Raw genomic sequence first — 26,084 nt, forward strand, 5'->3', positions numbered from 1 at the left:
TAACGCCCGGGTGAGTATCCAGTAACACCCGGGCGTTTGGGGGTTGGGTGGGGTTAGCGTGTCAGGCGCATGTTGTCTCCTTCTAGTGTGATGATCTCCGCGCCGACGGCGAGCCGGTTGAGGATCGACTCAGCGATGACAGCGTCGGGGATGGACTTGCACCATTCGATGGGGGCGAACTGGGATGTCACGATGGTCGCTCCGCGGTTTTCTCGTTCCGCAATGATGGTCAACAATTGATGCGCGGTGGCTTCGTTGATCGGGGTGGTGAGAAAATCATCGAGTACGAGCACATCGGTGTTGTGAATCGCTTCGAGGAACTTCACGCGCTCAGGATCCGAGTGATGCAGCACGGCGAGCTGGTTAGCCAGAGAGTCGGTGCGGAAGAACTTGGCGGAGTAGTCCTTTCGGCAAGCTGCGTTGAGCAATGCCTGGGCGAGGTAGGTCTTGCCGACGGAGGATTTGCCCAGGATGACAACGTTTTTCGAATCCTGGCACCATTGGCATTGAGCAAGTCGGGCGATTTGCTCTTTGTTGATGTTGCGGCTGGGTGTGTAGATAATGTCTTCGACACAAGCATCGAGGTTTGGCGATCGGGATGCTTTGAGCAGTTTGTTGACTCGTCTTTCGCGCCTGGCCGCGACTTCTTTATCGAGCGCGTAGAGGATTTTGTCTGAGAAGCTCCACTGGTCGAATGCTTGATCCGCGGCAATGTCGATGACTGTGCGGCCAAAGGCGGTCATCCGTAGTTGTGTGAAGATGGGCAGTACTGATTCGTCTAAGAATCGTGCGGTTGTTGATGCTGGTTGTGGCGCATCCATGGGTTAGTTGTTTCCTTTCTTCGTGAGGTTTTCGATGCTGAACTGCTCCGCGCCGCCGAGGTACGCACCGCGCGTATCACGCGTGGTAGACGCTTTTGCGGTGGTAGTGGAGGTGGGCACGGCATCTCGCGTGTTGGGGTCAGGCTGTGTGGTGGTGCGTACCGTGTCTTCTTTGCGCACGGCTGCCATCATGTTCTTCACGGCGGTGTAGGACACTGCCTGGCGTCGGCCTTCAAGGTCGACGAGTCGCCTACAGGCTTCTTCCAAGATGGGCTTGTTGTCGTGTTTTCCCATGGAAAGCACGTTGCGGCATGAGAAGAACGCTTGTGCTTTGATTGGGCGCGCATCCATCAGTTCAGCGATGACTCGGCGGGTGTGCGGCCCTACCCGGGCAGCTTCGCGTAGGAAGTATTCACAGGTCCATAGCCCATGGGTGTTGGCCATCTGCGGCGGGATGTGGTCGGTGTCGGTGACGAAGGCACCGCGTTGGTGCGCAAGCGTATGTACTGCTTGTCGCTCGCCGGCATCGAAGACCGTGAGCGTGTTGCCGGTGATGCGGACATCAACAGTGTGGCCGACAAGTGTGTAGGGCACGGAGTAATGCACGCTGGCGACGGTGATATGGAAGTCGGGAGCGACTTTGGCGCGCTTCCATTCCGTGCGCTGCCACCGCTGTTTTGGCAGTTCAGTGAGCAACTTTGCTTCAAACTCTTCAAACAGCTGCCGCCGACTGGTGGTGTTTCCACGAAACGGGGTGTGCGTATTGATCGCGTCAACTCGTTTGAGTATGCGACTGTTGAGCTCATCAAGGCTGACGCACTGATGATCGTCAAGAGCATGGATGACCTTTTGGGTAACGATCTTGACTGCTGCCTCAACATTGGCCTTGTCTTTCGGCCGTCTTGCACGCGCTGGCAGCGCAGCGGTGTTGTAGTGCTCCAGAAACTCCTCGTACGTGGTGTTGACACGACGATTGCGATCGGCAGCACTTATCGCGTTCGACGCCGTCGAGGCGTTATCTGGGACGATGACCTCTGCCACCCCGCCGAAGTACTCAAACGCCTGCATATGCGCATCCAGCCACGCTTGTTGGCGTTCATCGGTACACGCACAAGCAAACAGCATCCCGGAATACGGCAGCGAAGCGACAAACACACTGAGCTTGCTTGGACGTCCCCCGGTGGGGTCGAACAGGCGCATCTTCGTTCCTGCCCAGTCCACCTGCATAGTGTGAGCTGGTGCGTGCACGATCCGGGCGGTTACCCCGGTGGCATCAACATGCTGTGCTACAAGCTGGCGAAACCGCTCGTAGCTGTAGTACCGCTGCCCCGGCAGCGCTGGCGTTGAGGTGTACTTCCCCCACAGGACCTGCAGCGTGGTCTTATGTCTTCCGGTCCGTGCTTTCACCACGGAATCGAAATCAATCGGGACGAACACACCCTGACCTGTGGATCTTCCGTCATGAAACAGCACAGCTATGGCTTGATCATTGAGCCCAGTAATCTGGGCCGCGGTCGTGATCTGCTCTGCTTGCAGCACCTTACGAACTTTTTGCACCGTGGAATGCGAGCATCCCATCGTCGCTGTGATCTGGCGAACGGACCAGCCTTTGAGAACAAGGTCCATCACCGCCCTGTAGTCAGTCACAATCGGACTCCTTTGGCAATGCCGCGTGCCCTGAAGTCACGCGGTCACCAAAGAGTTTCCCCGAAAACTGCAGTGTTACTCGATACTCACCATCGCGTTACCCGATAGTCACCACGGTGTTACTAAATGCACGCGCGCAACAAATTGAGCTTGAATTGAGTAATAGCCAGCGTGTTGCGATTTGGTGCTGAAACAGGGGAGTGCTAATCTTCTATCCACTACCGCCTACGGGCCTTGATAGGAACGTAGGTTGCAAGTGGAGTTACTCCCACCTGATGCCGCCGGGCAACCGGAAGGCTAAGGGTCAAAACAACGGTGGCAGCCATAATGCTGGCGCCGTTTTCGGATGAACTCCCACGCATGCCACCGGCAGCGTGGGTTTTTGTTTGAGGGGGAATTCTCACGGGCGAATCGGTAGCGAACCATATACCCGCCCTAGACACTAGGAGTTCTCATCAGCGCTGAAGCTCGCATCAACGAACGCATCCGCGTTCCGGAAGTTCGTCTCGTCGGTCCGTCCGGTGAGCAGGTTGGCATTGTCCGTACCGATGATGCACGCAAGCTTGCGTACGAAGCTGACCTTGACTTGGTTGAGGTAGCACCGAATGCCAAGCCGCCCGTGTGCAAGATCATGGACTACGGCAAGTTCAAGTACGAGCAGGATCAGAAGGCCCGTGAGGCCCGCAAGAACCAGCAGCAGACTGTGGTGAAGGAACAGAAGTTCCGCCCCAAGATCGATGAGCACGACTACCAGACCAAGAAGGCTAATGTTGAGCGCTTCTTGGCCAAGGGCAACAAGGTCAAGGTGACCATCATGTTCCGTGGCCGCGAGCAGTCGCGTCCGGAGCTGGGTTACCGTCTGCTGGAGCGCCTCGCTGAGGACATCCAGGAGTCTGGCCAGGTCGAGTCCCGTCCGAAGCAGGACGGCCGCAACATGACCATGGTCTTTGGCCCGGTTCGCAAGGGTAAGAATTAGATCGTTTCACCGCCTTTAAGGATTTACCACTATGAAGCAGAAGACCCACAAGGGCACCGCAAAGCGCATCAAGGTCACCGGCTCCGGCAAGCTGCGCCGCGAGCAGGCTGGTAAGCGCCACCTGAACGAGAAGCTTTCGTCCAAGCGTCGCCGTAAGCTCTCCGGCACCACCGACGTTGCTAAGGGTGACGTCAAGCGCGCTAAGCGCCTCCTCGGCATGGCTTAATCGAGCGCCTGCCTTTCCCCAGAAAAATCATCCGTCACGAGAAGTTAAGGAAGTATCACTGTGGCACGTGTTAAGCGCTCAGTTAACGCCAAGAAGAAGCGTCGCGCCATCCTCAAGTCCGCCAAGGGCTACCGCGGTCAGCGTTCCCGCCTGTACCGCAAGGCCAAGGAGCAGTGGCTGCACTCTCACACCTACGCATACCGCGATCGTCGCGTCCGCAAGTCCGAGTTCCGTAAGCTCTGGATCCAGCGCATCAACGCGGCTGCTCGCATGAACGACATCACCTACAACCGCCTCATCCACGGCCTGAAGCTGGCTGAGGTTGATGTGGACCGCAAGATCCTGGCTGAGCTCGCTGTCAACGACTTCGCAGCGTTCTCCGCTCTGTGCGAGGTGGCTAAGAACGCCCTTCCGGAAGACGTTAACGCTCCGAAGGCTGCCTAGCCCCTAATCCCTGGGTGCGTATACGCACCCAGCTTTTCTGCGCCCCGTTGTCCCGGTTTCATCCTGGGACAGCGGGGTGTTGTGCTTTCTGCAGGCACGGCGAAACGCTCCAAACACTCCCCAGTATCCTGTTGGCATGGCTTTAGATTTCTCCCAACCATTCACCGAACGCACGCCGCGCGTGGTCAACGCCGCCAAGTTGAACCGGGCAGCAGGCAGGAAGAAGGCACAGGCCTTCCTCGCGGAAGGGGAGAACTCCGTGGAGGCCGCTGTGGCCACCGGCGCGGCCACTGACCTCTTTGTCACTGAAGCTGCTGCTGACCGCTTCGCCGACATTGTCACCACCGCCAGCTACATGGATGTGTACACCCACGCGATTACGGACAAGGCTGCCCAGTCGCTCACGGACACGGTGCACACCACCGGTATCTTCGCCGTGTGCAAGCCAGTCACGTGGACGCTCGGCTCGATCCTCAAAGGCCGCCCCAAACTCGTCGCCGTGTGCGTAGAAACCAATGATCCGGGCAACGCGGGCACGATCATCAGGCTTGTCGACGCGCTTGGGGCCGACGCTGTAGTCTTCGCCGGCGACACGGTCGACCCGGAATCACCGAAGGTCGTGCGTTCTTCCGCCGGCTCACTGTTTCATGTTCCCGTCGCCCGGGAGCGCGACATCAAGGGAGTGCTCGGGCAACTGCGGGCGGCAGGCTTATCGACGTTGGCAACGACCATGAACGGCAACCTCGACCTGACCAACGCTGGCGATGCACTGAACAAACCCACCGCGTGGCTATTTGGCAATGAAGCCCACGGTTTGCCGGATGACGTCCTCGCCGCCGCGGACGACACTGCCTCCATCCCGATCAAGGGTTCCGCCGAATCGCTCAACCTGTCCACCGCGGCGTCCATTTGCCTGTGGGAGTCAGCAAAAGCGTTGCGCGAGAGGTGATCCTTATCGCACAGATATAAGGGTAGGCAAGCCTAAGTTTCTGCTGTAAGGTTGGCCTCATGGGAACGAATGGAAGTCAACCGCCATTACCGCAGAGCGACAGATCGACCAACGTTGCTGCAGGCCATTGGGTGCTCGCTCGAGCTGGGAAGCGCGTTTTGCGTCCTGGTGGTTTGAAGCTGACGAATCGTTTGTTGGATGCAGCAGAACTGCAGGATAAAAGGGTGGTGGAATTCGCGCCTGGGTTGGGGCGAACTGCCACCATCATGCTTGAACGGGACATCGCGTCCTATGTCGGTGTAGACCAAGATGTGGATGCAGTGACACGCGCGCAGTCCGTGGTGGGATCGCGTGGCACAGTGGTCAATGCTAGTGCCGAATCCACCGGCCTTGAAAGAGGTTCTGCCCAGGTGGTGGTCGGTGAGGCGATGCTGACAATGCAAGGTGAGAAAGGCAAACGCGCGATTATTGCTGAAGCGTTCCGTTTGCTGGAGCCAGGTGGTTTGTATGCGATCCATGAGCTGGGACTCACCCCCGACACAATTGATGCAGAACTCGCTGATCAGTTGCGGAAGCGCCTAGCGAAAACGATCCGCGTGAATGCTCGCCCACTTACGCGCCGAGAATGGTGTGGATTGTTGGAGGAGTCGGGTTTTGACATTGAATGGGTTGGAACTGAGCCGATGGCCCTACTGTCAATGCGCCGCAATCTTGCAGATGAAGGTTTTGGCGGAGTTTTTCGGATTTTGCGTAACGTAGTGCGGGATAGGGATTTGCGTCACCGTGTACTGGAGATGCGTAGAACCTTTAATGAATATCGAGACAATCTCACCGGCATCGCTATCATCGCTCAAAAACCCGATGGCAGCGTGTAAAAGAAGGAGATTAGATTCATGAGCGGACACGAACACGTGCCAGAAGCCATGCTTGGTTACGTCGAAAATATGGCGGAGCATGTTGAGTATTCCCCAAACTCGATCACATCGACCAAGCTCCTGCGTGCCGAGGGGATCAACGTGGTGTTGTTCTCGTTTGATCAAGGGGAGGAACTTTCAGAACACACCGCTGCGATGCCAGTGATTGTGCAGGCCCTAGAGGGTGAACTGGAAATTACTGCCCACGGTAAAACGGTGATACTGCGTCCTGGCGGTTTGGTGCATTTCACCACGCGCCTACCGCACGCTGTTAAAGCACTGACCCCGGCAAAAATGGTGCTGTATATGTTGAACCGTCCTACGGCGGTTTAAAAAGGGGTGGTTGTCACGCTCATGACCACAAAACAGCACGAGATTCGGCGTGCGCCCAGAGTCCGCACTGTATAGATGCAGGCACAACTTATCCTCCTAGGAGACAGCCGAATACCCGCGGGTATGCTTGTGAACGTTTTGTGATGCCGCCGAAGTGGAAAGGTGCGGGTGTGCAGTGAGCATTGACAAACTCGAAATTGAACTGACCGAGGAGAACCTGAATCGGGCTGCGGACGAGGCTATCGCGGCGTTCGAAAAAGCCGCGGACCTGGCGGCGCTTGAAGAGGCCAAGCGCGCGCACTTGGGCGAGCAGTCGCCGATTATGCAGGCGCGGAAGTCGCTGGGATCGATTCCGAAGGATCAGCGTAAGGATGCCGGTCGCATTGTGAACATGGCGCGTGGGCGTGCGGAGAAAGTTTTCTCGCAGCTTCGTGCCGTGCGTGAAGCGGAGCACCGTGAGCAGCAACTGCGCAAGGAGAAGGTCGACGTCACGCTGCCGACATTGCGTGCGCAGGCTGGTGCGATGCACCCGATTACGGCGTTGAGTGAGCAGATCGCGGACATCTTCATCGGCATGGGTTGGGAAGTTGCTGAAGGCCCGGAGGTCGAGGCGGAGTACTTCAACTTCGATGCGCTGAACTTCATCCCGGATCACCCGGCGCGCACGCTGCAGGACACGTTCTACGTGGGCAAGGAAGGCTCGCGTCAGGTGATGCGCACGCATACGTCGCCAGTTCAGGTGCGCACGATGCTGGAGCGTGATTTGCCGATCTACATTGCCTGCCCGGGCCGTGTGTTCCGTACGGATGAGCTTGATGCCACGCACACGCCGGTCTTCCACCAGGTGGAGGGCCTTGCAGTGGACAAGGGCCTGACCATGGCGCACTTGCGCGGCACGCTGGATCACCTGGCCAAGGTGTTGTTCGGCCCGGAGACGAAGACGCGTATTCGCACCAACTACTTCCCGTTCACGGAACCGTCCGCTGAGGTGGACGTGTGGTTCCCGAACAAGAAGGGTGGTGCCGGCTGGATCGAGTGGGGTGGCTGCGGCATGGTCAACCCGAACGTTCTGCGCGCGGTTGGCGTTGATCCGGATGAGTACCAGGGCTTCGCCTTCGGTATGGGCATTGAGCGCACGCTGCAGTTCCGCAATGGCCTGACGGATATGCGCGACATGGTTGAGGGCGACGTGCGCTTCACGCAGCCGTTCGGTGTTCAGGCGTAACAGGGAAAGGTCTAAGGAGAGTAGAAAATGCTGATTTCTCAGAAGTGGTTGACGTCCCTGCTGAACAACGCCGGTAACCCGGGCTGGTCCGTTAGCTCCGAGGAGCTGGACGCTGGTTTCGTGCGCGTTGGTTTTGAAACCGAGGGTTATGAGCCCCTGCCGGAGACCACCGGTCCGCTCGTGATCGGTCGCGTAGAAGAAATAGAGGAGCTCACGGAGTTCAAGAAGCCCATTCGTTACTGCCAGGTGAACGTCGGTAAGGCGAATGGCACTGGTGAGTTGCAGGGCATCATCTGTGGTGCGCGCAACTTCAAGGAAGGGGACTACGTTGTGGTGTCCCTTCCGGGTGCTGTGCTGCCTGGTGGGTTTGCGATCTCCGCGCGTGAAACCTACGGCCACATTTCCAACGGCATGATGGCGTCTGAGGCTGAGCTTGGTTTCACATCTAAGAGTGATGGCATCATCACCCTGCCTGAAGGCGTCGGTGAGCTGGGCCAGGATGCGCGTGAGGTACTCGGTGGACCGGACACGATCTTCGAGGTGAACATCACGCCGGATCGCGGTTACGCACTGTCCGCGCGTGGCCTGGGCCGTGAGGTCGCTTCCGCTTTCGACCTTGAGTACAAGGACATGGCGGAGGATCCGGCGATCGCAGGTATTGATGTCTCCGGTGTCCCGGCGCCGAAGGGCGATCTCATTCCGATCACCCTGGAGGAGTCCACGAAGGCGCAGCGTTTTGGACTGCGCAAGGTTGAGGGCATCGATCCGACTGCGCAGGCACCGTTCTGGATGAAGCGCGTGCTCATGCTGGCTGGTGTGCGTACTGTTAACGCTGCCACCGATGTGACCAACTACGTCATGTTGCTGCTTGGCCAGCCGATGCACGCATTTGACGCGGATAAGGTCGCGGGTGGTCTGCGCGTGCACAATGCGCAGGGTGGGGAAGAGTTTGAAACCCTCGACCACACCAAGCGCACGCTCACCCCGGGCGATGTGGTCATCTCCGACGACAATGGAATCCAGTCGCTCGCAGCCATCATGGGCGGCACGACCTCCGAGATCAGCGACGACACCACGAATGTCTACTTCGAGGCTGCTTCGTGGGACGCACTCACCGTTGCTCGTTCCGCACGTCACCACAAGCTGAGCTCGGAGGCTTCTCGCCGTTTCGAGCGTGGCGTCGATTCCACCATCATTGAGATAGCGCTGGATATGGCGTGTGCTTTGCTGGTGGAAATCGCCGGCGGCACTATCTCTGACAAGCGCACTTTGGTTGAGGGTACGGCGCAGAACCGTGAGCCGATCAACCTGCGCGTGGCGCATCCATCTGAGCTCATTGGTGTGGAGTACTCCAAGGAGACCGTGATCAAGCGCCTGCAGGAGGTCGGCTGCGACATTGCCGATAACGGCGATGTCCTCGTGGTCACCCCGCCGACGTGGCGTACGGATCTGAATGAGCCTGTGGAGCTCATTGAGGAGATCGTTCGCCTGGAAGGTCTGGACGACATCCCGCTGGTTCTTCCGACTCCGCGCGGTGGTCGTGGTCTTTCCCCGGAGCAGCGCCGTCGCCGTGCCGTGACGCACGCATTGGCGTACTCGGGCTACGTGGAGATCATTCCCACACCGTTCATGTCCAACACTGTTCTGGACACGTGGGGCCTGGATGCAGACGACCCGCGTCGTAACACCGTTTCCGTGCAGAACCCGCTCGATGCGGATTATGCGGTGCTGGCCACCACACTGCTGCCAGCCATGCTTGAAGCCGTTGGCCGCAATGTCGCCCGTGGTCGCCATGACCTCAGCCTCTACTCGGTCGCGCAGACCGCGGAGAAGACCGCTGATGAATCGCCGATGCCGAGTGTGGTGGAGCGTCCGAGCGATGCCGTGGTGGAGGAGCTTGTTTCCTCGCTGCCGGTGCAGCATCTGCATGCAGCAACCGTGGCTATCGGCAACATTGAGCCCGAAGGTCCGTGGGGCGATGGCCGTGCATACACCTGGGCTGATGCGATTGAGTCCGCGCAGGTTGTTGCACGCGCGTGTGGCGTGACGCTGGACATTGAGTCCGCTGAGCAACTTCCGTGGCACCCGGGCCGTTGCGCGAAGCTGTCCGTTGACGGTGTTGTCGTCGGCTACGCCGGTGAGCTTCACCCGCAGGTTCTCGAAGCACTTGATCTGCCGGAACGCACCAGCGCTATGGAGATTGATCTCACCGCTGTGCCGTTCAATGAGACGCTGCCGGCACCGGTGCTGTCTTCCTTCCCGGCACTGCACCAGGACATCGCTCTTGTTGTGGATGAGGAAGTCCCGGCTGAGTCCGTTCGTCGCACGATTGAGGAGAATGCTGGCGAGCTGCTCGAGGCAGTGGAGCTTTTCGATGTCTACCGGTCTGAGTCCCTCGGCGAAGGCAAGAAGTCTCTGGCTTTCGGACTAATCTTCCGTGCGCCGGACCGCACGCTGACGGATGATGAGGCATCGGCCGGTCGTCTTGCGGCAGCAGAAGCTGCTGAAAAGAAGTTCGGCGCACAGATGCGTGCTTAAGATCCGGGATACCCGCCACATATTTATAAAATAAATCGCGCGGAATAGTTTACATTTGGGCTCTCGGGAGAGTAGCCTGACCGATATGACCATTTCTGTCGCTGTGGCGGGTGCAACCGGCTATGCCGGTGGCGAGATTCTGCGCCTGCTGCTCAATCATCCGCGGTACCTTGACGGCACGCTGCGTATTGGTGCGTTGACCGGCAATTCGAATGCTGGGCAAAGTGCAGCAGTGGTGCTGCCGCATCTTCCGCAGCTGGCCGATAAGACCATTGAGGAAACGACCACGGAGATTCTCTCCGAGCATGATGTTGTGTTCCTCGGTCTTCCACACGGCTTCAGCGCGGAAATCGGTGCGGCGCTCCCGGAGAGCACGCTCGTCTTGGACTGCGCTGCTGATTTCCGCCTGCGCAACGCGGATGATTGGAAGAAGTACTACGGCAGTGAACATGCCGGCTCCTGGCCCTATGGCATCCCGGAAATGCCCGGCCACCGTGAGCAGATTGCGACTGCTCGCCGCATCGCCGTACCTGGTTGCTTTCCTACCGGTGCGACGCTGGCAGCGCTGCCCGCAGTTGCGGCTGGACTGGTCCACCCAAACTTGAATGTGGTCTCCGTGACCGGTGTCTCCGGTGCAGGTAAGAAGGCCAATGTCGACCTACTGGGGTCGGAGACGATGGGCTCGCTCAAGGCCTACAACACCGCTGGTAAGCACCGCCACACCCCGGAGATGGTGCAGAACCTCAGCGAGGTCACTGATGCGAATGTGACCGTGAGCTTCACTCCGGTTCTAGCACCGTTGCCGCGTGGGATCCTTTCCACGATCACAGCACCACTGAATGGTGATGTCACGGAGGGAGCAGCGCGTGCAGCTTATGCCGAGTTCTATGCCAATGAACCGTTTATGTACCTGCTTCCGCAGGGCATCCAGCCGCAGACCCAAAACGTGGTTGGCTCCAACATGTGTCACCTCCAAGTAGAGGTTGACGATGGGGCAGGAGTTTTGGTGATCACCTCGGCTATTGACAACCTGACGAAGGGCACCGGTGGTGCAGCAGTTCAGTGCATGAATATTGCGCTTGGCTTTGATGAAACCGATGGCCTGCCGCGTGCAGCTGTTGCGCCGTAGAGCGGTACGAACAGTAGGCGCAGCACGAACAGCGCGTTAATAAACATCTAAAGCACGATTACAACGATTGAAAGAGAGTCCGATCACTATGGCAACGACAGGTGTAACCGCCCCTGCAGGGTTTGTTGCAGCAGGCGTGACCGCAGGTATTAAGCCATCGGGTAATTCCGATATGGCGCTGGTGGTCAACAACGGCCCAGAGTTCGCAGCAGCTGCCGTGACCACCCGCAACAAGGTTGTGGCGGCGCCGGTGAAGGTGACGCGTAAGGCAGTGGCTGACGGTTCTCTTAAGGCAGTGGTGTTCAACTCCGGCAATGCGAATGCCTGCAATGGCCGCCAGGGCGATGAAGATGCGGTAGCAATGCAGAACTACGCCGCGGATGCACTTGGTGTTGCTGCTGATGATGTTGCAGTCTGCTCGACGGGCCGTATTGGTGATCTGCTGCCCATGGACATCGTGCGCGCGGGTATTGATCAGCTGAGTACGGGTCTCGGGGACCACGGCACTGCGGCGGCAAAGGCCATCATGACCACGGATACCGTTGAGAAGGAAGCGGTTGTGGTCCGTGACGGTTGGACCGTCGGTGGCATGGCCAAGGGCGTTGGCATGATGGCGCCGTCGTTGGCAACCATGCTTACCTGTATCACCACGGACGCACTGGTCACGCCGGAGGTACTGGACCAGGCGCTGCGCGCAGCAACCGCTGTCACGTTTGACACCCTGGACATTGATGGAACGACGTCTACCAACGACACCGTGATCATCATGGCCTCTGGTGCTTCTGGCGTGACGCCGACAGCGGAGGAGCTGGCCGACGCGGTGCTGGAAATCAGCCGTGATTTGGCGCACCAGTTGCAGGCCGATGCTGAAGGTGTGACCAAGCGCGTGTCCATCACGGTGGAAGGCACCGCGAGCGATGAGCAGGCTCTGAACGCAGCACGCACGATTGGCCGCGACAACCTGTTCAAGTGCGCAATGTTTGGCTCTGACCCGAACTGGGGCCGTGTCCTTGCTGCCGTTGGTATGGCTGAAGCAGACATGGATCCGGACAACATTAGCGTTTACTTCAACGGCCAGCCGGTCTGTAAGGGCAGTACCGGTGCGCCAGGTGCGCGCGAGGTTGATCTGAGCGGTATTGATATCGAGGTCAAGGTTGACCTGGGTACCGGCGGACCAGGTAAGGCGACCGTGAGCACCACCGACTTGTCGTACGCCTACGTGGAAATCAACTCTGAGTACTCAACGTAGAAGAGCGTCAGAAGTTCGGCCTGAGAAACAGTACTGAGGAAGAAAAGATGGGCAGCAAAATGGATGCGGCAGCGGAACTGACGCGGGGATTGACCAGCCAGGACCGTGCACAGGTGTTGGCGGAAGCCTTGCCGTGGCTTCAACACTTCCGCGACAAGATCGTGGTGGTGAAGTACGGCGGCAACGCCATGATTGATGATGAGCTGAAGTCAGCCTTCGCCGCCGACATGGTGTTCCTGCGCACCGTGGGCGCCAAGCCGGTGGTCGTCCATGGCGGTGGCCCACAGATCACCACCATGCTGGGCCGTTTGGGGCTCGACGGTGGCGAGTTCGTTGGTGGTTTCCGCGTGACCACGCCGGAGATTCTCGATGTCGTGCGCATGGTTCTCTTCGGCCAGGTTGGCCGTGACTTGTTGGGGCGCATCAACTCCCACGGCCCGTACGCAGTGGGCACGTCAGGCGAGGATGCCGGCCTTTTCACCGCGGAGAAGCGCCTCGTTGAGGTGGACGGTGAGATGACGGACATTGGTCTCGTCGGCGAGATCGTGGACGTAGACCCCACGGCGGTGATGGACATTATCGACGCGGGCAGGATCCCCGTGGTGTCCGGCATTGCGCCTGGTGCGGATGGCAATGTGTACAACATCAACGCGGACTCCGCCGCTGGTGCGCTCGCTGCTGCCTTGAACGCAGAGCGCCTCGTGGTGCTCACCAACGTTGAAGGCCTGTACACCGATTGGCCGAACAAGGATTCTTTGGTGTCCAAGATCGAGGTGGGTGAGCTGGAGAAGATCGTGCCGAATCTTGATTCGGGCATGATCCCCAAGATGGAAGCGTGCCTGACGGCCGTGAACGGGGGAGTGGCAGCAGCACACGTCATTGACGGGCGTATCCCGCACTCCGTTCTGTTGGAGCTGCTCACCATGGGTGGCATTGGCACCATGGTTCTGCCCAATGAATATGAGCGTGAGAACTACCCGGATGGCACCGTGTTCAGGAAGGACGATATGCAATGAGCGATACAGTGAGTGATTCTTCAGTGACGAACGCGAAAGCGCTGGCCGAGTGGTCGGGTGTGTTCATGGATTCCTATGGCACCCCGCAGTTGCAGTTGGTGTCTGGGGATGGTGCCACGGTGACTGATGCTGATGGCAAGACCTACATCGATCTGCTCGCGGGCATTGCCGTTAATTCCCTGGGTCATGGGCACCCGGCGGTGGTGGAAGCCGTCGAACAGCAAGTGCGCACCCTTGGGCACATCTCCAATTTCTTTGGCTCTGAGCCAGCGTTAGCAGTGGCGAAAGAATTGCGCGCGCGCTTTGGTGTTGATGATGCACGCGTGTTCTTCTGCAACTCGGGTGCAGAGGCTAATGAGGCAGCGTTCAAGATCTCTCGTCTGACTGGGCGGACACGGGTGCTCAGCGCCGTGCATGGGTTCCATGGACGCACGATGGGTGCGCTGTCGTTGACCGGGCAGCCGGCCAAGCAGAAGCCTTTTGAACCACTGGTGCCGGGCGTGGAGTTCTACACGTACGGTGACATTGAGAACCTCCGCGGGCTCGTTGAGCAGGATCCGGAGAACACAGCGGCTATCTTCCTAGAGCCAATCCAGGGTGAGACCGGCGTCATCCCGGCGCCGGAGGGGTTCTTGGAGGATGTTCGCGCGCTGTGCGATAAGCACGGAATCCTCATGGTGGTTGATGAGGTGCAAACGGGTGTGGGGCGTACTGGAGACTTCTTCGCGCACCAGGCAGCAGGGGTCACCCCGGACATTGTGACGATGGCCAAGGGTCTGGCCGGGGGCATGCCTATCGGTGCAGTGATTGCCCGTGGCAAGGCAGCAACGCTGTTCACGCCCGGCTCCCACGGCACAACGTTTGGCGGCAATCCGATTTCCTGCGCTGCTGCTCAGGCGGTACTCGGTGTGGTCGACGATGAGTTCTGCCAGACGGTGCGGGCGAAGGGGGAGAAGCTTGCGGGGGACGTCGAAAAGCTAGCTGGCGTTGACCACGTGCGTGGGCGCGGACTCATGCTCGGCGTTGTTTTGGACGCGCCAGTGGCGAAGAAGATGGTGGCACGAGGCCTGGCAAACGGCCTGATTCTGAACGCGCCAACGGACCGTGTTGTGCGATTGACGCCAACGCTAACCATTAGTGATGAAGAATTGGATGCGGCAGTAGCAGCATTCGCAACAACCTTGGCGGAGTGTCTCCGCGCGGAAGCTGAAGGAGAATAAATAATGATTCACGCAGCACCACGAAATTTTTTGGCTGATGATGATCTTTCGCCCGCTGAGCAGGCAGAAGTGCTGGCGCTGGCGGCGAAGATGAAGCAGGACCGCTACGCCTACCGCCCGCTTGAAGGGCCGAAATCTGTGGCCGTGCTCTTTGACAAGACCTCCACGCGTACGCGCTTTTCCTTCATGACGGGTATCGCGGAACTTGGCGGATTCCCCATCGTGGCGGAGACCGGTAACTCGCAGATGGGTAAAGGCGAGACCTTCCAGGACACCGGTGCAACCTTGTCGCGCTACGTGTCCGCGATCGTCTGGCGCACCTACGCGCACTCCAACTTCTTTGAGATGGCACAGGGTGCCACCGTGCCCATCATCAACTCGCTGTCCGATGACTTGCACCCCTGCCAGATTTTGGCGGATCTGCAGACGATCATTGAGAACCTCTGCCCGGAGGAAAGCGCTGCAGGCCTTGCCGGAAAGAAGGCTGTGTACCTCGGCGATGGCGACAACAACATGGCCAATTCCTACATGATCGGCTTTGCTACAGCGGGCATGGACATCTCCATCGTCGCACCAGAGGGCTTCCTGCCCAAGAAGGAGTTCGTTGCCCGCGCACAAACCCGTGCGCAGGAGACTGGCGCCAAGGTCATGGTGTCTACAGATCTGGCTGAGGTCAACGGTGCCGATGTGGTGATCACTGATACGTGGGTGTCCATGGGCATGGAAGAAGACGGCAAGGACCGCCGCACGCCGTTCCTGCCGTACCAGGTCAACCAGGCCGTGATGGACCGCGCGGCGGACGATGCGATCTTCCTCCACTGCCTGCCGGCGTACCGCGGCAGCGAGGTCACTGCGGATGTCATCGACGGACCGCAGTCCCGTGTCTTCGATGAGGCAGAAAACCGCCTGCACGCGCAGAAAGCCCTGCTGACCTGGCTTTTGGAGAACCAGTAGCATGACCGCACCGAATTCACGCACAGTGCGCCAGGCAAAGATTCTGGCGATTTTGGATCACACGCGGGTGTCCTCCCAGGTCCAGCTGTCCGAGCTGCTTCTCGACGAAGGCATTGATATCACTCAAGCCACCCTGTCCCGTGATTTGGATGAGCTGGGTGCCCGCAAGGTCCGACCATCTGGTGGCGGCCGTTCCTACTATGCCGTCGGCGAAGAAGCCCAGTCCTTCCAGGCTTCGCCGAAAGGTCCGCGGGACAAACTCCGCCGTATGCTCGCCGAGCTTGTGGTGTCCATCGACCACACTGGCAACATCGCTGTCCTGCGCACCCCGGCGGGCGCCGCACAGTACCTGGCTAGCTACATCGACCGCGTCGCACTGGACAAAGTCGTGGGTACTATCGCTGGCGATGACACCGTCTTCGTACTGGCGCGTGAGCCCCTCACCGGCAAAGAGCTGGCGGAGGAGTTCATGGGCGACCGCGAAGAGCATTCCGACGGCGAGGACCCAGGAGCAGGGTAGTACGCTGTCATACAGTCTTTTCACGCAGTGAAGCCGTGAATATTCAACAAAACATTACAAAGCCCACAACAGAGCTAAGGAGCCCTGAACACATATGACCAATCGCGTCGTTCTTGCTTATTCCGGCGGCCTGGACACCTCCGTCGCAATCCCGTACCTCGCCGAGATGACCGGTGGCGAGGTCGTCGCTGTCTCCCTCGACCTCGGCCAGGGTGGCGAGGACATGGAGTCCGTGCGCCAGCGCGCTCTTGACTGCGGCGCTGTTGAGTCCATCGTCGTGGACGCCCGCGATGAATTCGCTGAGGAATACTGCCTGCCCACCATCAAGGCAAACGGCATGTACATGAAGCAGTACCCGCTGGTCTCTGCTATTTCCCGCCCGCTGATTGTCAAGCACCTCGTGGAAGCTGCCAAGGAGCACGGTGGCACGCACGTCGCTCACGGCTGCACCGGTAAGGGCAATGACCAGGTTCGTTTCGAGGTCGGCTTTGTCAACATGGATCCGAGCCTGGAGATCATCGCTCCGGCGCGTGACTACGCGTGGACGCGTGACAAGGCCATCGAGTACGCCGAGGGCAAGGACCTGCCGATCGAGCAGTCCGCCGCATCCCCGTTCTCCATCGACCAGAACGTGTGGGGCCGCGCTGTCGAGACTGGCTTCCTCGAGGATCTGTGGAACCCGCCGACCAAGGACCTGTACGCCTACACTGAGGACCCGGCGCTGGGCAATGCTCCGGACGAGGTCATCATCTCCTTCGAAGGCGGCAAGCCGGTGGCTATCGACGGCCGTAAGGTGACCATGCTCGAGGCCATCGAAGAGATGAACCGCCGCGCTGGTGCCCAGGGCATCGGTCGCCTGGACATGGTGGAGGACCGCCTGGTGGGCATCAAGTCCCGCGAGGTCTACGAAGCACCGGGCGCAGTTGCTCTCATCACGGCACACGAGGCTCTCGAGGACGTCACCGTCGAGCGTGAGCTTGCGCGTTACAAGAGGCTTATCGACGCACGTTGGTCCGAGGAGGTCTACGACGGCCTCTGGTTCGGCCCGCTGAAGCGCTCCCTGGATGCCTTTATCGAGTCCACCCAGGAGCACGTCACCGGCGATATCCGCATGGTGCTGCATGCTGGTTCCATCACGGTTAACGGCCGTCGTTCCAGCCACTCGCTGTACGACTTCAACCTGGCTACCTACGACACGGGCGATACCTTCGACCAGTCCCACGCCAAGGGCTTTGTCAAGCTGCACGGCTTGTCCTCCGAGATCGCCAACAAGCGTGACCGCGAAGCTGGCAAGTAATGGAACAGCACGGTACGAATCAAGGCGCATTGTGGGGTGGCCGGTTCTCCGGCGGTCCGTCAGAGGCGATGTTCGCTCTGTCTGTCTCCACTCACTTCGACTGGATCCTCGCGCCGTATGACGTGTTGGCGTCCAAGGCCCACGCGAAGGTGCTCAACCGTGCGGGTCTTCTAACGGACTCGGACCTGGAAGACATGCTTGCCGGTCTGGATCAGCTCGGCCGCGATGTCGCTGATGGCTCGTTTGGGCCCGAACCCACCGATGAGGATGTCCACGGCGCCATGGAGCGTGGCCTCATCGATCGTGTAGGCCCGGAACTTGGCGGGCGCTTGCGCGCCGGCCGGTCCCGCAACGATCAGGTTGCAGCCATGTTCCGCATGTGGCTGCGCGATGCGGTGCGGACCGTTTCCCTCGATGTCACTGACTTGGTCGAGGCTTTGAGCACGCAGGCGAAGAACCACCCGGATGCGATCATGCCGGGTAAGACACACTTCCAGGCAGCGCAGCCGATCCTTCTCGCGCACTCCCTGCTTGCTCACGCTCAGCCACTGTTGCGTGACTTGGAGCGCATCCGCGACCTGGATAAGCGTCTGGCTGTGTCCCCGTACGGTTCTGGTGCCCTGGCTGGGTCGTCCCTCAAGCTTGATCCGGAGGCTATTGCAGAAGAGCTCGGCTTCGACTCGGCTGCGGATAACTCCCTGGACGGAACGTCCTCCCGCGACTTCGTCTCGGAGGCTGCCTACGTCTTGGCTCAGATCGGTGTGGATATCTCTCGCCTTGCTGAGGAAATCATCGCGTGGTCCACGCCGGAGTTTGGTTACGTCACCCTCGATGACGCATGGTCGACGGGCTCTTCGATCATGCCTCAGAAGAAGAACCCGGATGTGGCTGAGCTTGCCCGCGGTAAGTCCGGTCGCCTGATTGGTAACCTCACCGGTCTTCTGGCCACCTTCAAGGCCATGCCACTGGCCTACAACCGTGACCTGCAGGAAGATAAGGAGCCGATCATTGACTCGGTCAACCAGCTCCGCATCCTTCTGCCGGCAATGACCGGTTTGGTTTCCACCCTCGTCTTTCACGAAGACCGCATGCGTGAGCTTGCCCCGGCTGGCTTCACCCTTGCTACTGACTTGGCTGAGTGGATGGTCCGCCAAGGCGTGCCGTTCCGTGAAGCCCATGAGGCATCCGGCGCTTGCGTCCGAATCGCTGAATCCCGTGGCGTTGACCTTGTGGATTTGACGGATGAGGAGCTGGCGAGCGTCGATAAGCGCCTCACCCCTGAGGTGCGCGAGGTGCTCACCATCGATGGTGCTGTGGCGTCCCGTGCAACCCGCGGTGGCACCGCCGGAGTGCGTGTTGCCGAGCAGCGCCAGCGCGTTGATGAGGCGAATGCTGCGGCCCGTAAGTGGGCGCAGACACCCGTGCGCGGGGCATAAGAGTCTCAAGTTAGCCTGCAGAGTGGCATGGGACACAATAAACTGTGCCCATGTCCACGCAAGAGCCTCATACCTCCTACGGCACGAGTTTTGCGCCCACTTTTGGGCCATCGGATACTGGGACGCCCAGTAGCAACTCATCCGGAAAGAAGCGTCGGGGATGCTCCGTTGGTCTCGGCATCCTGCTCATCATTGTTGCCGTCCTGGCCGTCTTGATGGGACGCGGAATGATTCCCGGGCCATCTGGTCTGACTGATCGCTTCAGCGCCGGAAGCGATGGGGATTCCAAGCCAGCTCCCGCTAAAGGAACCAAGGCCATCCATGGCGTGGTGGGGTCAGAGAAGCGGGAGTACTTCGAGGACCCCGCTGTGGTGGAACGTTTGGCGGAACTTGGGTACACCGTCACGGTGAGCACCGCCGGTTCACGGCGTATCGCCACCGAAGTGGACCTGGATAATGAAGACTTCGTCTCCCCATCCTCCAGTCCGGCTACCCAGAAGGTGACGGACCAGGGGTCGGGCTATACCGCTGATTACCCGTTCTTCTCCCCGATGGCGGTAGCTACGTTCAAACCGATCGTGGACTTGCTCATGGGTGCTGGCGTGGTGCGCCAGGAGGGGGAGAGCTACATCCTCGACATGAACAAGTACATCGACATCACCAAGGAGGGGAAGCGCTGGCGTGATCTAGGCGATAGCTTCCCGTCGCCGCGCAATGTTCAGATTTCTACGACGGACATTCGTACGTCCAATTCGGCAGCGATGTTCCTGTCTATCCTGGCGTGGCAGTTCGGTGAACGTGAACCGGACAAGGCAGATGATGTTGCATGGCTGACGCAGCAGGTGTCGCCGTACTTCACCGGTCAGGGCTACACCCAGTCTTCGTCCGCAGGGCCGTTCAATGACTACTTGAGCCAAGGCATGGGATCCACGCCGATGGTGCTTGTCTACGAGGCCCAGTTCCTCGGCGAGCAAATGAAGCCGAACTCCCGCATCAAGGACGACATGGTGCTGGTTCAGCTTGAGCCGACGATGCTGGCTAACCACGGCATCGTAGGCATCAGCGCAGAGGGCAAGGAGCTTGGGCGCCTCTTGTCCACGGATGAGACGCTGCAGCGCCTGGCGGCGCAGCACGGGTTCCGCCCAGCGAGCAATGATTATCTGACGGAAGCCCTGGCAGACAAGGGGCTTCCCGCACCGTCGAGCTACGTCTCGTCGGTGGACCCACCAAACTACGACCGGTTGGAAGCACTCATTGAGGGAACGGGCACGCGCTATGGCACCGTCCCGCCACGGAATCAAGAGGAGCAAGAGAAATGAAGAAGTTAGTAGCGCTGCTTGTTGCTCTCCTGACGGGTAGCGTCCTCGTCGCCTGTGGCGAGAACAGCAAAGACCCTAACGCATCCCCGTTTTTCCCGGATGACGCGCTGAGCATTGTCGCTGCGACCGAGTTAAAGGATCTTGAACCCCTTGTCATGCAGGCTTCGCGTGATCTCGGGTTTCCCATCACGTTGGAGTTCCACGGGGGCACTCTGCAGAATTCCCAGGACCTCAAGAACGGAAAGTTCAACGGTGAGGTTGACGCAACCTGGATGGCTACCAACCGCTATGTCGATCTGATTGGTGCCCGTGGTGCGCTGGCGGATGAGACGAAGATTGCTTCGAGTCCAGTCGCGTTTGGTGTGAACAAGGCCAAGGCAAAGGAACTTGGGTGGGACATCAAGCAACCCACCTGGAGTGACTTTGCTGACGCAGCTCGCGAAGGGAAATTCACCTTCGGCATGACCGATCCATCTTCGTCGAATTCTGGCTTCTCAGCTCTCGTCTCCGTGGCCACCGCGATGGCTGATACCGGCTCCGCGTTGACTGATCATGATGTGGAGAAGGTTAGTCCGAGGCTTCAAGAACTGTTCCAAGCGCTCACGCTGGTTTCCGGATCTTCGGGTTGGCTCGCGGATGTGTTTAAAGAGGACCCGAGTAAGGCCGACGCGATTATTAACTACGAATCCACGCTCCATCAGCTCCGCGCTGAGGGTGCTGCGATTGAGGTTATCGTGCCGGCTGACGGTGTGATCTCTGCGGATTATCCATTGTCAACGTTGGCGGAGCCCAAGAACGACGATGCAGCAGCAAAGGTGAAAGCACTCTCTGCCTGGCTGCTTGACCACCAGCAGAGCGTCGCGGAGTCTTTCCGTCGCCCAGTTAGCGATGTTGAGAACATGCCGGCGGAACTGCAAGGCCAGACGGTCATTGAGCTGCCGTTCCCAGGCAATTACGGCACCGTGCAGAGCCTCGTCGACCGCTACAACAACGAGTTCCGTACTCGCGGTAACACGACGTTCGTGTTGGATACCTCCGGTTCCATGGAAGGAGAGCGCCTCGATTCACTGAAAGAGATCATGACGTCCCTGATTGACGGTTCGGCTGCAACGGACACCGGAAATGTGTCCTTGCGCGATGGGGAAATGGTGACGCTCCAGCAATTCGCGAGTGTCCCGTACGTGCCCTTCACCGGTGAGTACAACTCCGCTGACCCGGCTGTAAAGAAGCAATTCCAGGACTACATCGATGGATTCCAGGCTGGTGGGGAAACCAATATCTACGACACACTCATTGATGTCATCACGAAGACTGATCCGAAGGCGGGTATTACGTCGATCGTGCTTCTGACTGATGGTGAAGTGACGGCTGGGCGAGACCTCGCGACCTTCAAGCAGGACTATGACCGGATCACCTTGAAGAAAGGCACTGTCCCAGTCTTTGTCATCTTGTACGGTGAAGCCAATGTTGAAGAGATGAACCTACTGGCTGACATGACTGGTGGAGCTGTGTTCGACGCGCTCAATGGTGATCTCGCCGAGGCGTTCAAGGAGATTCGTGGGTACCAATAATCGCTTTGCCGAAGCTCTCAGCGGTGATAACTTTTTCACCTCCAGGAAGAACTTGGTGGGCATGGGCCTTGCCACGGCTGTCATTGGTGTTCAGTTGGTGTTTCCCTTCGGGCTCTTGTGGCCGGTCGCCGCGGCCGCCGCGTGGGGCGCTGGTGTGCTGCTGACTCCTGCGCCACCGCAAAAGGCTCTTCCCTCGAACACTCCACCAGCGCTGCCACCGGGGAAGCAGTTGGACGCAAGGCTTGATCAGGCCCTTCAGCCGCTGTACAAGGTAGATCCGCCGGCGTCCGTTGGGGTGCAGGCGATGGAGCTGGAAGAGACACTGAAGTTCGTTCTGGATGAGTGGGATGACTTGGAATCAGCGCCGCAGCATCAGCAGACCATCTGGAACATCGTGAATATCTACCTGCCTGAGGTGATAACGACGTACCTGGGCGCGCCGCAATACCGCAGCCCGGAGGCTGCTGATGTTGTCACCGGCTCTCTCACCACGCTGACCAACGCGGCGGAAAAAGTGAAGCAGGGCATCTTGGACCAGAACCTGCGTGCTTTGGATTCGCAGGCGCGTACGCTGCGGGAAGCCTTCGGTGACCTGCCTGGGTTGGATGAGAACTGAACAAGGTACGATGAAGCACCATGACGGCGAATAATTCAACGCTTGACCCGCAGCTCCTCGATATTCTCGCGTGCCCGAAAGATAAGGGCCCGCTGGAGTATCTCAAGGACGAGCAATTGCTGGTCAACCGCCGGCTTGGTATTGCCTATCGCATCGATGAGGGCATCCCAGTTTTGCTTATCGACGAAGCAGAGCCGTACCCCGCCGCATAGAACCCGGCAGCGGGCTGCTCACCTTTTCTTTGAATTTCCATCTACAACTCAACGAGGCTTGAAAGAACTGCTCCATGGCTGACAGTGCAAACATTATCGACGAACTAGAGTGGCGCGGACTGATCAACCAGTCCACTGACTTGGATGCGCTGCGGGACGCTACCGCGGCACCGATCACCCTGTATGCAGGTTTTGATCCGACGGGTCCGTCCTTGCACGCTGGTCACCTCGTGCCGTTGCTGATGTTGCGCCGCTTCCAGGAAGCTGGCCACACACCGATCGTGCTCGCTGGTGGGGCTACGGGCATGATTGGTGACCCGCGTGATGTGGGGGAGCGCTCCATGAACTCCGCCGACACCGTCGGTGATTGGGCTAAGCGTATTGCTGGCCAGCTTGAGCGTTTCGTGTCCTTTGAGGGCGAGAACGCAGCCATCATGGTGAACAACGCGGACTGGATCAATGAGATGTCCGTGATTACGTTCCTGCGTGATGTGGGAAAGCACTTCTCCTTGTCCACGATGCTCTCCCGTGACACGGTGAAGCGTCGTTTGGAAAATGACGGTATCTCTTACACCGAGTTTTCCTACATGCTCCTGCAGGCCAATGACTACGTGCAGCTGCGCCGGCGTCATGATTGCGTGTTGCAGGTCGGTGGCTCTGATCAGTGGGGCAACTTGGTTGCGGGCGTGGATCTCAACCGCCGCATTGACGGTGCGTCCGTGCACGCCCTGACGGTTCCGCTGGTCACTGACTCTGAGGGCAAGAAGTTTGGCAAGTCCACCGGTGGTGGCTCGTTGTGGTTGGACCCGGAGATGACCAGCCCGTACCGCTGGTACCAGTACTTCATCAACACCGCGGACGCCGATGTGATCCGCTACCTCCGCTGGTTCACCTTCCTGACCAAGGAGGAGCTGGATGAGCTCGAGGTTGAGGTCAAGGAGCGTCCGTTCAAGCGCGTTGCACAGAAGAAGCTTGCACAGGAGATGACGGACCTGGTTCACGGTCCGGAGGCCACCAAGAACGTGGAGCTTGCATCCCAGGCACTCTTTGGCCGCGCTGAACTGACCGATCTGGATGAAGCAACGCTGGCTGCCGCTGTGTCCGAGACAGAGGTCTTTGAGATCAACGCGAGTGAGCCGCGCACCATCGTGGACATGCTCGTGGGCACTGGTCTGGCTGAGTCCAAGGGTGCTGCACGCCGCACCATCAAGGAAGGCGGCGCTTACGCAAACAATCAGCGCATTGATTCTGAGGATTGGGAGCCGTCTGAAGCAGATCTGCTCCACGGTTCTTGGATTGTGCTGCGTCGTGGCAAGAAGAACTTCTCTGGCGTCAAGGTGAACGGGTAGGTCAACCAATGAGCGAAGACAACAACAAGAAGCACGGTGGCGAGCGCCGCGAACGCCGCGACGGTCGTCCGGACCGCCAGACTGGCGGGAAACGCCAAGGGGATGGCCGTCCACGCCGCACTCACGCGAATCGTGGTGGCGCTGGACGTGACGGCAGCAACGGCAAGGTGCGTCACGACAGGTCGAACCCATACCGCCAGGGCTTCCGCGAAGACCGCATGGCGCAGAAAGAAAACGAGCCAGCGATTCCGGAGGATATTGATCCGTCCGATCTGGATCCATCGGTGCTGCAGGACCTCCGTGTGCTAGCGAAGGACAATGCCGACAAGGTGGCCAAGCACATGATCATGGCGGCCACGTGGATGGCAGATGATCCGCAATTGGCGCTGACTCATGCGCGTGCTGCAAAGAACCGTGCTGGCCGTGTGGGTGTTGTCCGCGAGGCAGCAGGCATCGCCGCGTATCACGCTGGTGAATGGAAGGAAGCACTGTCTGAACTCCGTGCGGCACGTCGCATGAGTGGTGGACCAGGTTTGCTGGCCGTCATGGCGGATGCAGAGCGTGGACTTGGTCGCCCAGAAAAAGCCATTGAGATTGGTCGTAGCCCGGAAGTGAAGCAGCTGGATCCGGATTCACGCATTGAGTTGGCCATTGTGGTCGCCGGCGCGCGCCATGATCTGGGGCAGCACGAATCGGCGTTGGCCACGTTGCAGCAGATGAATCCGTCGTTAAGCTCGCAAGGCTTCGCGCAGACCCGTCTGGCCTACGCATACGCGGATGCGCTCGCGCAGGTCGGCCGTACTGATGAGGCGCGTCATTGGTTCGAGCACGTCGCCGCTGTAGACGACGAGGAGTGGACGGACGCTGCGCAGCGCCTCAAGGAACTGGGCTAGGGGAGTGGATTGGCGATGAGCGGAATCGCGCCATATGACGCTTTGTTGCTCGACCTGGACGGCACGGTGTGGGCTGGTGGTGACGCTATTCCACATGCTGTTGAAAACATCAACGCGTGTGCTGCCACCGGGACGGCCGTTGCTTATGTGACCAACAATGCGTCTAAAGGACCTGATTAGGTTGCGGGCAAGTTGCAGGCGATTGGCCTGAACGCGGCGTCAGCAGATGTGCTGACATCAGCACAAGCTGCTGCCTTGCTTGCGCAACGTCATGCGGAGCCCGGCGCGAACGTGCTCGTTGTCGGCGCGGATTCCTTCAAAGACTTGGTGCGTGATGCTGGTTTCAACGTTGTTGACTCCGCTGATGATGACCCGGCAGTGGTCCTTCACGGCCATAACCCGGACACAGGATGGCGGCAGCTTTCGGAAGCGGCATTGTCTATTCGCAAGGGTGCTGTTTATCTGGCGAGCAACCTGGATTCGACCTTGCCGGCGGAGCGTGGCTTCATGGTGGGCAATGGATCCATGGTCGCCGCGGTGACCAACGCCACGGGTGTCGTGCCTGCTGCTGCCGGCAAGCCGGGGCGCGCCATGTTTGACCTGGCGCAGGAAACCCTTGGTGTGCATAAGCCTTTGGTTGTGGGCGACCGTTTGGATACGGATATCGCTGGTGGCGTGGCCGCAGAGATGGACACGCTGCATGTGCTCACTGGTGTTTCAGGGCCGAAGGCGTTGATTGCGGCACCGGTTGAGCAGCGTCCCACCTTCATCGCCGAGGACATGAGAGTGCTCACGGAATGTGCAGGCGACTTCTCCGCTCTGGCACCCGCTCCGCAGGGTGGTTTCACCGTGTCGGTTGAAGGGGATGGAGCCGGTGACACCGTGATCATCCTTGGTGGTGGCAACGAGGACTCCACGTGGTTGCAAGCGCTGCGCACAGTATTGAGCGCTGTGTGGTCGCTTGAGGAGCCTGCGATCAACGTCCAGGTCAAGGCTGCTTCCCCTACAGCTGAGGCCGCTATTGAGGCATGGTGGTAGGCCCCATGCAGCACCACCCCAAGCCGGTACCCAAGCCGCATGATCCGCGGCAGGCTTCGATGACGCCAGAGGAGCTATCAGCACGCTTCGAGGCAGTGTTGTCCCAGCCAATGGATGACTTGGCTACGGAATTGGCTGAGTATGAAGCCGCGTATGAGGTGCTCACTGAAGCCCTCCAGGACAGGGTTTAGG

The 26,084-nt window shown here is 59.2% G+C and carries 25 protein-coding genes and 1 pseudogene; 24 read left to right on the plus strand and 2 right to left on the minus strand.

Annotation, left to right across the window (positions count from 1 at the left end; all coding sequences use genetic code 11):
* Positions 1-53: 53 nt before the first annotated feature.
* Positions 54-821, minus strand: a complete 768-nt coding sequence (locus L8U60_RS00320) for an ATP-binding protein (RefSeq protein ID WP_269964401.1) — start codon at positions 819-821, stop codon at positions 54-56.
* A gap of 3 nt (positions 822-824) precedes the next feature.
* Positions 825-2,468 carry an IS21 family transposase gene (gene istA, locus L8U60_RS00325; protein ID WP_269964402.1) on the minus strand — a complete coding sequence of 548 codons (1,644 nt, stop codon included), beginning with the start codon at positions 2,466-2,468 and terminating at the stop codon, positions 825-827.
* Positions 2,469-2,922: 454 nt separating this feature from the next.
* Between istA and infC the strand changes: the two genes are divergently transcribed.
* From infC to L8U60_RS00445, 24 genes and pseudogenes are all read left to right on the plus strand, one after another.
* Positions 2,923-3,444, plus strand: a complete 522-nt coding sequence (gene infC, locus L8U60_RS00330; protein WP_269964624.1) for a translation initiation factor IF-3 — start codon at positions 2,923-2,925, stop codon at positions 3,442-3,444.
* 31 nt (positions 3,445-3,475) lie between these two features.
* Positions 3,476-3,670 (plus strand): 50S ribosomal protein L35, encoded by a 195-nt coding sequence (rpmI, locus tag L8U60_RS00335; protein ID WP_034662973.1) that lies wholly within the window; start codon positions 3,476-3,478, stop codon positions 3,668-3,670.
* A gap of 60 nt (positions 3,671-3,730) precedes the next feature.
* Positions 3,731-4,114, plus strand: coding sequence for a 50S ribosomal protein L20 (gene rplT / locus L8U60_RS00340; protein WP_269964403.1), 384 nt, complete (start codon positions 3,731-3,733; stop codon positions 4,112-4,114).
* 136 nt (positions 4,115-4,250) lie between these two features.
* On the plus strand, positions 4,251-5,063 hold the full coding sequence (locus L8U60_RS00345; protein ID WP_269964404.1) for a TrmH family RNA methyltransferase: 813 nt from the start codon (positions 4,251-4,253) through the stop codon (positions 5,061-5,063).
* A 59-nt stretch (positions 5,064-5,122) separates the two neighbouring features.
* Positions 5,123-5,938 carry a class I SAM-dependent methyltransferase gene (locus L8U60_RS00350; protein WP_269964405.1) on the plus strand — a complete coding sequence of 272 codons (816 nt, stop codon included), beginning with the start codon at positions 5,123-5,125 and terminating at the stop codon, positions 5,936-5,938.
* Positions 5,939-5,986: 48 nt separating this feature from the next.
* A complete protein-coding gene (locus tag L8U60_RS00355) occupies positions 5,987-6,310 on the plus strand; it encodes a cupin domain-containing protein (RefSeq protein WP_420840134.1) in 324 nt (107 codons plus the stop codon).
* 175 nt (positions 6,311-6,485) lie between these two features.
* Positions 6,486-7,535: a phenylalanine--tRNA ligase subunit alpha gene (gene pheS / locus L8U60_RS00360; RefSeq protein WP_269964407.1), complete on the plus strand. Its 1,050-nt coding sequence runs from the start codon at positions 6,486-6,488 to the stop codon at positions 7,533-7,535.
* Positions 7,536-7,562: 27 nt separating this feature from the next.
* On the plus strand, positions 7,563-10,073 hold the full coding sequence (gene pheT, locus L8U60_RS00365; RefSeq protein WP_269964408.1) for a phenylalanine--tRNA ligase subunit beta: 2,511 nt from the start codon (positions 7,563-7,565) through the stop codon (positions 10,071-10,073).
* 85 nt (positions 10,074-10,158) lie between these two features.
* Positions 10,159-11,202, plus strand: coding sequence for an N-acetyl-gamma-glutamyl-phosphate reductase (argC, locus tag L8U60_RS00370; protein WP_269964409.1), 1,044 nt, complete (start codon positions 10,159-10,161; stop codon positions 11,200-11,202).
* An 88-nt stretch (positions 11,203-11,290) separates the two neighbouring features.
* A complete protein-coding gene (gene argJ / locus L8U60_RS00375; RefSeq protein WP_269964410.1) occupies positions 11,291-12,451 on the plus strand; it encodes a bifunctional glutamate N-acetyltransferase/amino-acid acetyltransferase ArgJ in 1,161 nt (386 codons plus the stop codon).
* 47 nt (positions 12,452-12,498) lie between these two features.
* Positions 12,499-13,467 carry an acetylglutamate kinase gene (gene argB, locus L8U60_RS00380; RefSeq protein ID WP_420840127.1) on the plus strand — a complete coding sequence of 323 codons (969 nt, stop codon included), beginning with the start codon at positions 12,499-12,501 and terminating at the stop codon, positions 13,465-13,467.
* Positions 13,464-14,687 carry an acetylornithine transaminase gene (locus tag L8U60_RS00385; protein WP_269964411.1) on the plus strand — a complete coding sequence of 408 codons (1,224 nt, stop codon included), beginning with the start codon at positions 13,464-13,466 and terminating at the stop codon, positions 14,685-14,687. Before argB ends, L8U60_RS00385 begins: the two co-directional genes overlap by 4 nt.
* A 3-nt stretch (positions 14,688-14,690) precedes the next feature.
* Entirely contained in the window at positions 14,691-15,641 is a 951-nt protein-coding gene (argF, locus tag L8U60_RS00390; RefSeq protein WP_269964412.1) for an ornithine carbamoyltransferase, read from the plus strand.
* 1 nt (position 15,642) lies between these two features.
* Positions 15,643-16,161 carry an arginine repressor gene (locus L8U60_RS00395; protein ID WP_269964413.1) on the plus strand — a complete coding sequence of 173 codons (519 nt, stop codon included), beginning with the start codon at positions 15,643-15,645 and terminating at the stop codon, positions 16,159-16,161.
* 94 nt (positions 16,162-16,255) lie between these two features.
* Positions 16,256-17,458 carry an argininosuccinate synthase gene (locus tag L8U60_RS00400; protein WP_269964414.1) on the plus strand — a complete coding sequence of 401 codons (1,203 nt, stop codon included), beginning with the start codon at positions 16,256-16,258 and terminating at the stop codon, positions 17,456-17,458.
* Positions 17,458-18,894: an argininosuccinate lyase gene (argH, locus tag L8U60_RS00405; protein ID WP_269964415.1), complete on the plus strand. Its 1,437-nt coding sequence runs from the start codon at positions 17,458-17,460 to the stop codon at positions 18,892-18,894. The genes L8U60_RS00400 and argH overlap by 1 nt, the downstream gene beginning before the upstream one ends.
* Before the next feature lie 50 nt (positions 18,895-18,944).
* Positions 18,945-20,213 (plus strand): hypothetical protein, encoded by a 1,269-nt coding sequence (locus tag L8U60_RS00410; RefSeq protein ID WP_269964416.1) that lies wholly within the window; start codon positions 18,945-18,947, stop codon positions 20,211-20,213.
* Entirely contained in the window at positions 20,210-21,784 is a 1,575-nt protein-coding gene (locus L8U60_RS00415; protein WP_269964417.1) for a VWA domain-containing protein, read from the plus strand. Before L8U60_RS00410 ends, L8U60_RS00415 begins: the two co-directional genes overlap by 4 nt.
* Positions 21,771-22,400, plus strand: a complete 630-nt coding sequence (locus tag L8U60_RS00420; protein WP_269964418.1) for a hypothetical protein — start codon at positions 21,771-21,773, stop codon at positions 22,398-22,400. Before L8U60_RS00415 ends, L8U60_RS00420 begins: the two co-directional genes overlap by 14 nt.
* Before the next feature lie 20 nt (positions 22,401-22,420).
* Positions 22,421-22,612 carry a Trm112 family protein gene (locus L8U60_RS00425; RefSeq protein ID WP_269964419.1) on the plus strand — a complete coding sequence of 64 codons (192 nt, stop codon included), beginning with the start codon at positions 22,421-22,423 and terminating at the stop codon, positions 22,610-22,612.
* 74 nt (positions 22,613-22,686) lie between these two features.
* Complete coding sequence (tyrS, locus tag L8U60_RS00430; protein WP_269964420.1) at positions 22,687-23,961, plus strand: tyrosine--tRNA ligase; 1,275 nt, start codon at positions 22,687-22,689, stop codon at positions 23,959-23,961.
* A gap of 8 nt (positions 23,962-23,969) precedes the next feature.
* A complete protein-coding gene (locus L8U60_RS00435; RefSeq protein WP_269964421.1) occupies positions 23,970-24,854 on the plus strand; it encodes a tetratricopeptide repeat protein in 885 nt (294 codons plus the stop codon).
* 15 nt (positions 24,855-24,869) lie between these two features.
* Positions 24,870-25,892 (plus strand): annotated as a pseudogene (locus tag L8U60_RS00440) (HAD-IIA family hydrolase).
* A complete protein-coding gene (locus L8U60_RS00445; RefSeq protein ID WP_269964422.1) occupies positions 25,883-26,083 on the plus strand; it encodes a hypothetical protein in 201 nt (66 codons plus the stop codon). The pseudogene L8U60_RS00440 and the gene L8U60_RS00445 overlap by 10 nt, the downstream one beginning before the upstream one ends.
* Position 26,084 lies beyond the last annotated feature (1 nt).

Origin of the sequence: Corynebacterium meitnerae (assembly GCF_027570075.1) — a bacterium.
GTDB classification, from domain to species: Bacteria; Actinomycetota; Actinomycetes; order Mycobacteriales; family Mycobacteriaceae; genus Corynebacterium; species Corynebacterium meitnerae.

Coding starts and splice junctions, on each gene's coding strand:
- L8U60_RS00320 (WP_269964401.1), bottom strand. CDS start 821: ATGGATGCGCCACAACCAGCATCAACAACCGCACGATTCTTAGACGAA.
- rpmI (WP_034662973.1), top strand. CDS start 3,476: ATGAAGCAGAAGACCCACAAGGGCACCGCAAAGCGCATCAAGGTCACC.
- L8U60_RS00345 (WP_269964404.1), top strand. CDS start 4,251: ATGGCTTTAGATTTCTCCCAACCATTCACCGAACGCACGCCGCGCGTG.
- L8U60_RS00350 (WP_269964405.1), top strand. CDS start 5,123: ATGGGAACGAATGGAAGTCAACCGCCATTACCGCAGAGCGACAGATCG.
- L8U60_RS00355 (WP_420840134.1), top strand. CDS start 5,987: ATGCTTGGTTACGTCGAAAATATGGCGGAGCATGTTGAGTATTCCCCA.
- pheT (WP_269964408.1), top strand. CDS start 7,563: ATGCTGATTTCTCAGAAGTGGTTGACGTCCCTGCTGAACAACGCCGGT.
- argC (WP_269964409.1), top strand. CDS start 10,159: ATGACCATTTCTGTCGCTGTGGCGGGTGCAACCGGCTATGCCGGTGGC.
- argJ (WP_269964410.1), top strand. CDS start 11,291: ATGGCAACGACAGGTGTAACCGCCCCTGCAGGGTTTGTTGCAGCAGGC.
- argB (WP_420840127.1), top strand. CDS start 12,499: ATGGGCAGCAAAATGGATGCGGCAGCGGAACTGACGCGGGGATTGACC.
- L8U60_RS00385 (WP_269964411.1), top strand. CDS start 13,464: ATGAGCGATACAGTGAGTGATTCTTCAGTGACGAACGCGAAAGCGCTG.
- argF (WP_269964412.1), top strand. CDS start 14,691: ATGATTCACGCAGCACCACGAAATTTTTTGGCTGATGATGATCTTTCG.
- L8U60_RS00395 (WP_269964413.1), top strand. CDS start 15,643: ATGACCGCACCGAATTCACGCACAGTGCGCCAGGCAAAGATTCTGGCG.
- L8U60_RS00400 (WP_269964414.1), top strand. CDS start 16,256: ATGACCAATCGCGTCGTTCTTGCTTATTCCGGCGGCCTGGACACCTCC.
- argH (WP_269964415.1), top strand. CDS start 17,458: ATGGAACAGCACGGTACGAATCAAGGCGCATTGTGGGGTGGCCGGTTC.
- L8U60_RS00410 (WP_269964416.1), top strand. CDS start 18,945: ATGTCCACGCAAGAGCCTCATACCTCCTACGGCACGAGTTTTGCGCCC.
- L8U60_RS00415 (WP_269964417.1), top strand. CDS start 20,210: ATGAAGAAGTTAGTAGCGCTGCTTGTTGCTCTCCTGACGGGTAGCGTC.
- L8U60_RS00425 (WP_269964419.1), top strand. CDS start 22,421: ATGACGGCGAATAATTCAACGCTTGACCCGCAGCTCCTCGATATTCTC.
- tyrS (WP_269964420.1), top strand. CDS start 22,687: ATGGCTGACAGTGCAAACATTATCGACGAACTAGAGTGGCGCGGACTG.
- L8U60_RS00435 (WP_269964421.1), top strand. CDS start 23,970: ATGAGCGAAGACAACAACAAGAAGCACGGTGGCGAGCGCCGCGAACGC.
- L8U60_RS00445 (WP_269964422.1), top strand. CDS start 25,883: ATGGTGGTAGGCCCCATGCAGCACCACCCCAAGCCGGTACCCAAGCCG.